This window comes from Acinetobacter sp. UBA2581 (genome assembly GCF_002339435.1).
Lineage (GTDB): Bacteria > Pseudomonadota > Gammaproteobacteria > Pseudomonadales > Moraxellaceae > Acinetobacter > Acinetobacter variabilis.
This window is the reverse complement of sequence record NZ_DDLD01000062.1, coordinates 29,324-41,363: the sequence shown is the minus strand read 5'-3', so window position 1 is coordinate 41,363 and position 12,040 is coordinate 29,324. Positions and strand designations below refer to the sequence as shown.

10 protein-coding genes and 2 pseudogenes are annotated in these 12,040 nt (G+C 41.6%); 7 read left to right on the top strand and 5 right to left on the bottom strand.

The window, feature by feature from the left end; genetic code table 11:
- Positions 1-333 precede the first annotated feature (333 nt).
- The 5 genes and pseudogenes from B3Q46_RS07535 to B3Q46_RS07515 all read left to right on the top strand — a co-directional run.
- Positions 334-1,287 carry a GGDEF domain-containing protein gene (locus B3Q46_RS07535; protein WP_125278752.1) on the top strand — a complete coding sequence of 318 codons (954 nt, stop codon included), beginning with the start codon at positions 334-336 and terminating at the stop codon, positions 1,285-1,287.
- 327 nt (positions 1,288-1,614) lie between these two features.
- Positions 1,615-1,824: a hypothetical protein gene (locus tag B3Q46_RS07530; RefSeq protein ID WP_228203547.1), complete on the top strand. Its 210-nt coding sequence runs from the start codon at positions 1,615-1,617 to the stop codon at positions 1,822-1,824.
- Positions 1,821-2,201, top strand: coding sequence for a hypothetical protein (locus tag B3Q46_RS07525; RefSeq protein WP_195726407.1), 381 nt, complete (start codon positions 1,821-1,823; stop codon positions 2,199-2,201). The genes B3Q46_RS07530 and B3Q46_RS07525 overlap by 4 nt, the downstream gene beginning before the upstream one ends.
- Positions 2,202-2,233: 32 nt before the next feature.
- Complete coding sequence (locus B3Q46_RS07520) at positions 2,234-2,602, top strand: glyoxalase superfamily protein (protein WP_104426623.1); 369 nt, start codon at positions 2,234-2,236, stop codon at positions 2,600-2,602.
- A gap of 120 nt (positions 2,603-2,722) precedes the next feature.
- Positions 2,723-2,860, top strand: a pseudogene (locus B3Q46_RS07515) (IS256 family transposase); the annotation flags it as partial.
- 72 nt (positions 2,861-2,932) lie between these two features.
- On the opposite strand, the gene B3Q46_RS07510 reads toward B3Q46_RS07515, so the two are convergent.
- Positions 2,933-3,814 carry a hypothetical protein gene (locus tag B3Q46_RS07510; RefSeq protein ID WP_104426624.1) on the bottom strand — a complete coding sequence of 294 codons (882 nt, stop codon included), beginning with the start codon at positions 3,812-3,814 and terminating at the stop codon, positions 2,933-2,935.
- Between the two features lie 214 nt (positions 3,815-4,028).
- Here B3Q46_RS07510 and B3Q46_RS07505 point away from each other — a divergent pair, with 214 nt between their 5' ends.
- On the top strand, positions 4,029-4,250 hold the full coding sequence (locus B3Q46_RS07505; protein WP_005232189.1) for a hypothetical protein: 222 nt from the start codon (positions 4,029-4,031) through the stop codon (positions 4,248-4,250).
- Here B3Q46_RS07505 and B3Q46_RS07500 read toward each other — a convergent pair.
- The 4 genes and pseudogenes from B3Q46_RS07500 to B3Q46_RS07490 all read right to left on the bottom strand — a co-directional run bounded on the left by B3Q46_RS07500 (position 4,243) and on the right by B3Q46_RS07490 (position 10,696).
- Positions 4,243-5,442, bottom strand: a complete 1,200-nt coding sequence (locus B3Q46_RS07500) for a tyrosine-type recombinase/integrase (RefSeq protein ID WP_104426625.1) — start codon at positions 5,440-5,442, stop codon at positions 4,243-4,245. The two genes, B3Q46_RS07505 and B3Q46_RS07500, sit on opposite strands and share 8 nt — an antisense overlap.
- Positions 5,443-5,661: 219 nt before the next feature.
- Positions 5,662-5,733: pseudogene (locus tag B3Q46_RS16420) on the bottom strand (hypothetical protein); the annotation flags it as partial.
- 288 nt (positions 5,734-6,021) lie between these two features.
- A complete protein-coding gene (locus B3Q46_RS07495) occupies positions 6,022-8,079 on the bottom strand; it encodes a bifunctional diguanylate cyclase/phosphodiesterase (protein ID WP_104426626.1) in 2,058 nt (685 codons plus the stop codon).
- 427 nt (positions 8,080-8,506) lie between these two features.
- Positions 8,507-10,696, bottom strand: a complete 2,190-nt coding sequence (locus tag B3Q46_RS07490; RefSeq protein WP_005232197.1) for a carboxy terminal-processing peptidase — start codon at positions 10,694-10,696, stop codon at positions 8,507-8,509.
- Between the two features lie 199 nt (positions 10,697-10,895).
- On the opposite strand from B3Q46_RS07490, the gene nagZ reads away from it, so the two are divergent.
- Complete coding sequence (nagZ, locus tag B3Q46_RS07485; protein WP_005232199.1) at positions 10,896-11,918, top strand: beta-N-acetylhexosaminidase; 1,023 nt, start codon at positions 10,896-10,898, stop codon at positions 11,916-11,918.
- Positions 11,919-12,040: the final 122 nt, after the last annotated feature.

Sequence of the window (12,040 nt, the reverse complement as noted above, 5' to 3'; positions counted from 1 at the left end):
GACCTCATTCGAGTCTAGACATGAGAAGCACTGCTTCGCAAGGCTAAATGAGTTTTACTATGATCAGCTACCCCAACAAAACAAGGTGGCTTAACTAGAGCGGAATATCACTTATAAATACGCTTTTAGTTGTTCAAACAAGTGGGACCACCTCTAACCACCATTTGATATTTCTGATCTAGATATGGTTGATGTAATATGGCCATCTGGCCGTTGCTTTGAAAAGATCAGTGGACTATTAGTTGCAGATCAAGAGCATGAGCAATAAACACTCTGCGCGGTCTAACTCAGGCGTTAGATGACAGGCAGTAAACAAACCAAAATGGTAAATATATGATTTCTTTTAAACTTCTGGAGGCCGCATTACTAGCCACTAACGACGGTGTCGTCATCACAGAGTCCGGGGGAGGGGGGGCAGATAGGCCAATCATTTACGTCAATCCCGCTTTTGAGACACTAACTGGTTACACGCTCGACGAGATATTAGGTAGAGACTGTCGTTTTTTAAATATAAGCAACCATGAACAAGAGTCATTAAATACTATTCGTCAGGCACTACGAGCAAATCAATCGTGTCGTGTTGTTTTACACAATCGCAAAAAAAATGGAGAGCCCTTTTGGAACGAGCTAAGCCTCTCACCTGTTTTTGATGAAAACCATGCTGTTACTCACTTTATCGGAATTCAAAAAGATGTAACTGAACGTGTCCGTCACGAGCAACATATCGAGCGTCAGAATCAACTTCTCATAGAGAAAAATAAACAACTTGAAGAACTTATTGTTCGTGACCCACTGACACAGCTACACAACAGACGGTATTTTGAAGAGCATCTGAATCGCTCATGGTCAGTGCATGAAAGATTAAAAGCAAAAATTGCCGTCGCGTTTATTGACATCGACTGTTTCAAACTTTATAACGATCATTATGGCCATCTTGAAGGTGATACAGCATTGAGATTAGTTGCACAAAAAATTAGCAGCTTTTTCTCCCGTGATTCCGACATTGTTGCGCGTTATGGCGGAGAAGAATTTGTAATTGTATCATCTTTACAAAACGACGCGCCGCCATTTATTGAACGGGCTGAAAAAATGCGCCAAGCTATTTATGATTTGGCAATTAAACATGAGAAATCAAAAGTTTCAGAGTGTGTAACAGTTAGTCTTGGTGTTTGCACAGGCGTTCCTCCAGCACGCTCGACTCCATCTTTGTTTACTAGAAAAGCCGATGCCGCTATGTATCAGGCCAAACATCTTGGTGGCAACAATACAGTTCATACTGAGTTTTAGATGTCATCTAACAAGGCGTTGCACCGGAACTGGCTTCGCCAGTCCGGTGAACTTGAGCGTTAGGTTGCCATGAAGTTTCTTGTCGTCATCGTTATAGCAATCCTCGCTGGATGCTCACGTTATGACTCGCCATCGCCCTGCTCGCCTCCTTCCAAAAGCGAGACCGCTTTCCAATCGGCTACAAACGTCCTGGCCGAGCCATTGCCAGGGAGAAAGGTGAAGATCTCGGTCACTGCAAGGGACGAGAGTCTGTACATCGTCAACTGCAATGAACATGTCGTTGTTTCGTTGCGTGCGGTCGGCGCGCCGCACATTTCTTGGGGCGGCGTGTCGAATGGTTGCTTATCCCAAAGCATCATCATTCCAGCCAAAGCGACACTTAGCTTTGTCGTGGAACTTAGTGATGGCTCTCCGGAATTAGACACGACCGTGCGGTACACAGCACTGGTCGGAGGAGTCCATCAAAGCGCTGACATCCGCTCACCACAAGTTCCCGTAGAGCGCATGACCAGCAATTCTTTCAAGATCATTCCATGAGTGGCAACCTAACTCAGGCGTTAGGCAGCATGACGAACATCCTCGATACTCTTTACAAAATCTGCCTGCACCCCAGACCAGATGACGAGCTCATTAACCGATTTTCGAAAGTGATCGATGTCTATTCAATTGCAGAAAAATCAGAACTTGTTGACTCTCTTGCCAGGTTTATCGCGGAAAAATTCTTATCTGGTGAAGGGTCGTTCGAAGAAACAGACGTGGCTATAAACAATCTTGCTGGCTATGCAATCTGCAACAACCGAATCCCCGAGTTTATGTGGGGGGTGTACATGGCGTTTGATGATGCTGAACTTCGATCAGACGGTCAACAGCGCTTACCTTCCAATCTCCGCCATGCGCTAGGGCCTGCTGCCTAACTCAGGTGTTATGCAACCAAAGGAAACAAAAAATGGCATTTACCAGAATAGCCCCTCTTATAAGAATATTTGATGAAAACAAAGCCAAAGAATTTTATGTTGAATTTTTGGGGTTCAATATCGACTTTGAACATCGGGACTCCGATGACGCGCCTCTTTACATGCAGGTATCAAAAGGACAATGTATTTTGCTGCTAACAGAACACCATGGGGAATGTAGTCCGGGCTGTGCCATCAACATTGAAACAGATGAGCTAGAATCTTACTGCAAGGAACTAAATCAAAAGAATTATAAGTTTGCCAAGCCAGGCATCCAAGATATGCCTTGGGGCAGCAAGAATATGTCCATCGCCGATCCATTCGGTAACAATATTACTTTCACGAATGCCATCAGTACCTAACATTCGTCCCCAAAAAAAGCACCCCTTCCACTCCATTAGTACGCCACCTGAGTTAGTCGAACTCAGGTTAAATTAAGGCTTACAGGATGAATTCAGAAGGTGTGTTCAGCGGACGCTTACGATGATTCCGTGAAAAAGGTGGTATATTTAGCAATTATGGCAGCAAGCAAAAAATGGACGATGCCTATTCAGAATTGGAAAGCTGCCATGAATCGCTTTAGTATCATGTTTGAAGAGCGTGTAACCAAGTATTTTTAAAACTGTATTTACACAGAATTATTTACACCCTCTTAAGTGGTCTAATTAACAGAACCACATTAAAACCAACTTTTAGAACAAGATTTCTTTCAATATATCGGGCTGAGTTTGGAGCTCATGAATGATGGTTTCAGCAATGTATCCACCACTGTAAGGCATCTTATACCCAAACTTTTCCATCTCTTTAGAAGGATATTTTGCTTTCAGTATCTGATTAAGATTATTAAGTTCGAGCTGTAATTTTTCTATTTTTTTCGCAATTGATGCTGGCTTTCTTCGCACGCCATCAGACTGAGCTTTAGCGTACAACTGCTTACTCTCCTGTTCTAATTCACTGAGCATTTTTTGCTTAAGCACAAGTTCAGACTGAAGCCACTCAATATCGTAAACCTCAAAAGCTTTGACCAGATCATCAAGCACAAAATGAACAGCTTGATTTAGATTCTTCCATTTACCATGACGTGCCACTTGTTCCCTTAAAATACGATATATAATTTCACGTCTTGGGTATAACTGCTTGTCGTAACGAGCTTTGACTGCAATGATTGCCTTTGCACTTTTGGCAAGTGTACTGTTCTGAATAAACTCCACCCCACCAAGCATTTGCACATAAGCAATTAAAATATCTGAATAATGCCTTTGGAAAATTTTGGCAGGCAAGTTATTCACCTCAGGTCTTAATGTATTTATCTGCATTAAAAGCTGTGCAATCTGGAATGGCTTGAAAGGGATTGAAACCACATCCCCCATCATTTCTAAATGAAAAGCTGACTGCTCACTCAATGGAAAATCATTCTGCTGCATTCTTTTTATGATTTTTTCTTTTTGATCAATATATGATTGATTCTCCGTTTCTATTAATTCATTATCCAATTCACACTGATAGTAGTAACAAAAGTTTAACCATATATCCTGCTCAAACTGCTCTAACCTTGATAATTTTTTATCAATCATAATTTATTAAAATACAGATAATTGCATAGCATAATACTACTATATTTCCAGATATGCGTACTGCTCTATTTTAAACATTTTCTAAATTTTATAGTTACCCCATCAATGAACTGATCTAATAGTTTTAACATTATAGGTTGATTTCCAGCCAATATTTAAGGTTAAAAAATTAGTTCTTTTTTCTAATTGCGATAATCACAAAAGGATCAAAGATATGGGCTACTTAACATCTAAAGAAATTCGCCACAAACTCAAAAATTGCTCTGCATCGACTTTATGGCGTTACCAACAACCTAATCAAAAAATGTTCGAGCAACCAATGCCTCAACCTATTAAGAAATGCGCTGGCTCTACTAGCCTTTGGGATGAAGAAACGTTTAACGAATGGCTAATCAAATATTTCAATAACAACCAAATGAGTAATCTGTCTATCTAGACAGATTACTTAATTTTTTCCACCATTTTTTATAAGCCTTCGACATCTCTTTTTGATAATCATAATAGTCATATGTCCCCTGTTCCCCAGGCATCACATGACCAACCATCAGTTCCGCAACATCCCTACTTGTAAACGCACTGAAATTTGTCCTTGCTGTACGCCGCAAATCATGCATAGACCAATGATCCATTTCAATTTTATAATTCTTCCTTGCAAATTGCATGAAGTTATAAGGGGTATCTGTTGGCCCACTACGCCCCATTGGCTCTTTGCCATTTTCATGTGGGAAAATGTATTCAGAATTACTCAAATCCATTGCAGACTGAAGCCACGGTTTGATCTCATCAATAATAGGTCGAACAATGTCACCTTTACTTTCTCCTGTCTTATGATTTTCATACGGTACTGTCCATGTATTTTTACTAAAATCAAAATCTGATTTCCGTGCAAGCCTCAACTCACTATATCGATTACCATAAAACAAACATAACTTGAGAAATAAAACATTCCTTAATGATGTTCTAGACTCATCACAAATTTTAAAAATTAAAGACAACTCATCATCTTGTAATACTCGAACAGTTTTATTTTTCTTAATATTTAAGTCACGCTTTCCAGTGATATGTCTTATGGGATTTCGCTCAATTAATTTTCGATTAATCCCCCAATCCAAACACTGCTTTGTATTCGTAAGAATGCGATCAGTTATCGATGGCGACTGTTTAAATTGCTCTTCTAGTAAATCTAACCACATATGTAATGTAATTTGCTCAGCAGGTATGCTACCTAACTTTGGGAAAACATAAAGTTCAAATGATCTCAAATATTGATCTGCATTTTTTTTGTTTGGAATACTATATTTCGTATGCCACTCACGAAATAACGCTTCAAAAGTTACAGCCTCTGTGATCTTGTGAAGTTCTACTTTTTTATGAATACGTGGGTCATGTCCCTTTTCTAAAATTGCTTTCATTTTCTGCAATTCAATACGAGCTTCTTTAAGGCTCATATTTGGATAGGTTCCCAAGTCTAAACGAGCTTGCTTATCGTTATATCGAAAACGCATCTGGAAAGTGAGCTTTCCTTTTTGAGAAACACGAACGCTCAATCCATCTTGATCAGGCTCCGTATGTATTGCTGAACGTTCACGATCTAGATTCTTCTTAAGCCACGTATCTGTTAAAGGCATTTTACTCCACCTGTGTACATATTTTTTTCAAATAGAAAATTCTAGAAAATATGTACACACATATGTACACAAACATACTGACTAGACTTGAAATCTATTGAACGGGGTTGAAAGACATATCAGACAAAGAATAACAATATTTTTATATTTTTACAGTACTTACAATGGTTTTATTATTATATTTGAAATAGGTTAAATGGGCTTGAAATGGTGTCAAATATTTGGGTGGGAAATAATGGCGAATGTACGTCGCTGAGCGACCTGCGCCGCTAACTCATCTTTAAAACTCATGGAAAATACCTACTGCAGAACCGCAGTGCTCAAGATCAAATACGATCAATATGAAAAAATTGACGATATTGTAGCAGATTTCTAGAGCCAATAAGCAGCCCTATAAACTGGAGAAATCGTAGTTTCCCATTCTCTTTTCCGGTTGAACTGATATTTTTTTGACTCGTTTATTTAGCAGATTGAATTCACTACTCAATCTAAAAATTATAAATCGATAACCACATAAATTTTATAATTTACAATTGATTAGTTTAATAAAAAAAAATTCTAAATAGTGATTTAATGAATTTAAGAAACAAAGGTCCTAGCTTCAAGTTGCTCAACATCCATCGGTTTACCCAGCAGATAGCCCTGCATCTGCTGACAGCCCAAACGGGTCAAAATTTCCGCTTGCTGCACAGTTTCAATTCCTTCAGCCGTTACTTTCAGGCCGAGTTTAATGGCCAGCTGAATAATACTTTCCAGAATCATTTCTTCCTTGGAACCTGCACTCAGACCCTGAATAAATTCCTTGTCAATTTTTAACTCATCGACAGGCAGGTTTTTTAAATACAGAAAGCTGGAATGCCCAGTACCAAAATCATCAATCGCTAGCTGGATGCCCATTTGACGCAACTGCTGCAAAGCCCGGATACTCGAATCAATATGATGCATGGCAGTCGATTCAGTAATCTCAATCATCAAATGTTGAGGATCAATTTTATATTGATTCAGAAGTTGCTCCAGCGTACTGATCAGATGCTTATGCTCAAACTGAATTGCAGATAAATTGACTCCGATCGGGAAAAAATCAGCATGATCAGCTTCCCAAAGCTGAATCTGTTTACAGGCCTGCTCCAAAGCCCAGTAGCCCATCGGAATAATCAGACCGGTTTTTTCTGCTCCGGGAATAAACATGTTCGGACCCAACAAACCATGCAATGGGTGCTTCCAGCGGATTAGCGCTTCTACACCACAGATCTGCTCATCATGGGTAAATTTTGGCTGATAAACCAAGATAAATTGCTGCTCTTCTACTGCTTTATACAGATCATTGATCAGTTTGCTCTGGCTTTTGCTTTCATGCTGATCGGTCGAGAAATTAAAAACAGAATAGGTATTCCGTCCCTGATACTTGGAAGTCAACATGGCAGCATCTGCATTGATCAGCAGATCCTGCAGATTCTGACCATGCTTCGGATACATGGTGATCCCGATACTGCCCGAGATATTAATGGTCTTGCCACTGATCTGGAAACTTTCCTGAATCAGTTCCAGAATCTTTTCTGATATTTTCGAGGCCTGTTCTACTGAAGTATTTTCTAGCACCAGCAGAAATTCATCACCACCGATGCACAGCAGTTTGGAATCATCTCCCAGAATTTGATGAATACGATAAGCCAGCTGAATCAGTAGCTGGTCTCCAACGTGATGGCCAAATACATCATTCACGGCTTTAAAGCGATCTAGGTCAATGTATAGAAAAGCGATTTCATGCTGGGCATCTTGCTGCCGGTCAGAAAATAGCAATTGTGCATATTTGACCAGATATAATCGGTTTGGCAGTTTGGTGAGATTATCCTGAATCGCCTGATTCGCCAGCTCTTTATTGGCCAGCATCAGCTGACGGTTACGTGATTCAAAGCGTAACTCCAGCATGGCTACACCAAATGCAGTCACCAGTACCAGACAACTAATCAGGATGACTGAAAATAACAAGTCATAATGGGAATGACTGATCTGGCTCAATGGATGGGCATCTTCATAAAAACTGAGTGCCGCCATACCCGTATAATGCATCCCGACAATGGTCAACGTAAGCATACTCGCGACCACGAGCTTCATCCGGATCGTACTTTGTACTGCCTGTCGATATTTGAATGCCACCCAGAAGCTGAGTCCCGCTCCACTCGTTGCAATCAGGATCGAACAGATCATTAATAAAGGGTGATAGGTAGTCACATGATTTTTAACATTCAGGCCCAGCATCCCCACATAGTACATTCCTGACATGCCTAGCCCCATCAGAACAGCACCTAGAATCAGACGGGCACAAGGCAAGGTTTTACGGGTGGTGAGCCAGATGGCAAAGGTTGCTCCTACAAACCCAATCATATAAGAACTTAAGGTGAGTGCAGTATCGATATCATAAGCATCAGGAAAATGAGCTGCCGTCATGCCGACATAATGCATTCCCCAGATCGCCAGTCCCAGCAAGCCACCGCTAAACAGTAAAATAAGGGTTTTCAACCTTAGCGACACATTACGAAATAGAATCTGCTCAAGCGTAAGCGTCAAATAGCAGGCAATAAATGCCACAGCCATCGATCCAATAAGCAGACTGACATCATGATGAGCATGAATCATATAAAATGTTCCATCTGGGCGATCATTTTTATTTTATTGCGCAGCTGTATTCGCACGATTCCCCGCTAAATTTACGCCCTATAAAAAATAAAATACTCTTTTCAGAGTTCATCCCGGCTGCTTCAAACTTGAAGCTATATACAAAATTTATTGCAATATTTTTATCTCTTCAGTAGCTGGAGTGGAGTTTAAAATTGCCCTGAATCGATAAAATAAAAAATTCAGCTTATATATTAGAAGTCTTTGAGATTTTATCAATTGATTAACTTTAATATTCCAGCTTTTTTATTCGACATAAATCACAAATTTTTCTTTTTTATTTAGTTACATAGCACTTTATATTTAATTGATATTGCATTTTATTTGCACAAAAAAACAGCCTATCGAGATAGGCTGTTTTTAGAAATCATATTATTTTATGTGAAAGTTACTGTTTAGACTGTGCTTGAGCATAGTCAGCCAAGACATGCGCGGCTTCCAGTACAAAAGCTTCTTCTTCCGGTAATGCTGGACGCTCTTTGGCTTTCATTTTTGCTCGAGCTTCAACCATGGCATCCAGAGAAGCCTGATAACTTTCCCAGTTCGGATAAGGTTTCAGGCCGGTTGCAGCACGGCGGGCATTTTCAGCTTCTAAAGCTTTACGCTCGATATCCAGCAACTCAGCTTTACGCTGTTCCAGATCCAGAACTACACGTTTTTGGTCTTCGACTTTTTTCATGGCCGCTGTACGCTGTTCCAGATACTTGAATTGAGGGTTCTGAGCGACACGCTGTTGAGATAACTTGGCCAGTTCCGGTACATATTTCTGTACCACACCTTCACGTTTAAATGGTGCAGTTGGAATCGTATCCCACTCTAGGGCATTTTTAGCCTTACGTTCACCAAATTCTTCGTTATAGATATCGACCAGTTTGATATCCGGAATCACGCCCTTATTTTGGGTACTACCACCGGTCACACGGTAGAATTTACGCTGAGTCAGCGTTGCTTGACCATGCGCCAAGCTATCCAGCTGAACCTGTGCAGTTCCTTTACCTGTTGTGGTACTACCAATCACGATGCCGCGTTCATAATCCTGAATTGCTGCTGAATAAATTTCACTTGCAGATGCAGAAGCCAGGTTCACCATTACTGCCAATGGGCCAGCATAGGTTTGTGCGCCGCCATCATCATCTTCAAAGACGCTGACATTACCGTTACCATCACGAATCTGAACTACAGGACCCGATTTGATGACCTGTCCCAGCATGCGTGCCACTTCTTCAAGTGAACCACCCGGGTTATTGCGTAAGTCCACAATAATACCGGCAACATTCTTCGCAGCCAGTTCTTTCAAAGCTTTATTGGTATCTTCTGATACTGAACGATAGTCGGTACCCGCACGACGGGCACGATAGTTCAGATAGAAAGATGGAATTTCAATCACACCGTACTGATATTTTTTACCATCACGCTGGATTTCAACGGTACGGGTTCTAACCCCGGCATCTTCTTCCTGAATCACATCACGTACAAGACTGACATTACGCGCCTGTCCCATGGTCGCACCCGGGCCTAATAACTTCAGCGTTACTTTGGTGCCGCGCTTACCACGAATCAGGCCAACAATTTCATTGCTCGGCCAGCCGATTACATCGACCATCTGTTCGCCGTCTTGAGCAACGCCAACAATACGGTCACCTGATTTTACCTGTCCTGATTTGCTGGCAGGCCCACCTTCTACAATGGTTTCAATCTTGGTGTAATCTTCATTACCACGTTCCGGACGAATCGACACCCCAATCCCTTCCAGCTGCAATGTAGTCTGACGGTTCAGCTCCATCGCATCTACAGGCGGGAAATAATTACTGTGCGGATCATAAGTCAGCATCATCGCGTTGAGGGTTTTGTCCAGTACATCATCGCTCTTGATCCGGCTAAGACGTTCTAACTGACGGGTATAACGCTTAGTCAGAGTTTGAGCAGGTGTTAAATCTTCCGGCCCAGTCAGATCCTGGCCATTTGCCAGTTCTGGATTGGCTTTGAGTGCATTCTGCTTAGCTTGCTCTTCTTCCTTACTGATCGTCAGGTTAATCAGCTGAGAAAGCAGCATTTTTGACCAGTGAGCACGTTGTTCAGCCTGAGTTTTAAAGAATGGCGCTTTTTCGCGATCCGTTTCGATATATACATTCTTCTGATTCAGGTTTTGCGGTTTTTTCAGTTCTTCCAGCATAAAGGTATAGAACTGGGCTAAACGCTCACGATACTGTGCATGAATTTCATAAGGGCCAGACAAATTACCAGCTTTCAGATTGGCACCGAAAGTAGCGCCATAGCGTTTTTTATAATCTTCTATTTCAGATGCCAGAAAAAGACTGTGATCTGCATCCAGACTGTCAATATAAAAATCAAAGATACGCTGTGAAGTCTGAGCATCCAGACGCATATTCAAATAATGTTGGCGATCAACGAGAGTTGCCAGTTGTCGGGATACCAATGCCTGTTCTTGAGAAGGTTGAAGCACTGCTTTGCTGACTACTTCTTTACCATCAGCTGCAATTGCATCATTCACCACATGGGTAAAAAATAATCCGCCTGTCGCAATCGCAACTGCACAAGCTATTGTTTGAAATTTCATAAATAATTCGTACTTCCTTGGCCTCAAGACCAATTTGACCGTGTTGCTTTTCGAGCAGAACTTAAAGTATTCAGCATCTTAAACAACTTAATATGTTTATGTCGTGTAGTTTTATCATATTCTGTGCTGACAAAGTGTAGCAAATCATTGCAGAATTCAGGTATTGTTTTCCCCGAAAATTCTAAAATGGATTCCGCATATGATTGGCGCATTGATGCTCGACATCGCAGGCACTACCCTTACTCAAGAAGATATTGAACTCTTGGGTGCACCACAAGTCGGTGGTGTGATTTTATTCGGTCGCAATATTGAATCTCCTGCCCAAGTCCGTGCCTTGACTGATCATATGCGCCAGGTTCGTCCAGATATTCTGATTGCAGTGGATCAGGAAGGTGGCCGTGTACAGCGCCTGAAACAGGGCTTTACCCTGCTGCCTGCTACGGGTAAATTTGGTGAGCTTTACCAGACTGATCGTGAAAAAGCACTGGAACTGGCCGAGAAATGTGGCTGGTTAATGGCCACCGAAGTACTGGCTGTCGGAATTGACTTTAGTTTTGCGCCTGTGCTGGATCTGAATTATATTAGTGATGTGATTGGCGACCGTAGCTTTGCTAAAAATATTCAGGATATTATTCCACTGGCTGGTGCTTTCCTGAAAGGTATGAAACGTGCTGGTATGGCTTCGACTGGCAAACATTTCCCGGGACATGGTTCGGTTAAGGCCGATTCGCATGTGGCCGCTGCCATTGATATGCGCAGCTATGAAGAAATCCAGCAAAAGGATATGCAGACTTTTATCCAGTTACAATCACAACTCGATGCGCTTATGCCTGCCCATGTTATCTATAGTCAGGTTGATCCAAATCCAGCCGGTTTCTCAGAATTCTGGATTCAGAAAGTGTTACGTCAAGAACTTGGCTTCGACGGCGTACTGTTCTCGGATGATTTAAGCATGCAGGCTGCCTGTGTGGCTGGCGGTGCTGATGCCCGGATTCAGGCGGCATTAAAAGCAGGTTGTGATATGGGATTGGTCTGTAATGATCGCGCAGCACAGTGTATTGCACTTGAGGGCATTCAGGATCTGCTATTGCCCAATCAGCACCGCCTGGAACGCATGCGCGGAAAAATTCCAGAGATTCGGATCGGCACTGAACTGGATCTTGGAGATGAATGGCGCCAGATCCGTGATGAAATCAGCCAGTTTAAAGATCAGGTTCTGTAATTTTTTAATGATCTGAATACGACAAAGGAACACGACAAGGTGTTCCTTTTTTATTATCATGTTGAAAAGACTGCTATATTAATGAGCAGCATTGAATTAAAACAACAATAAGGTCAGGACGA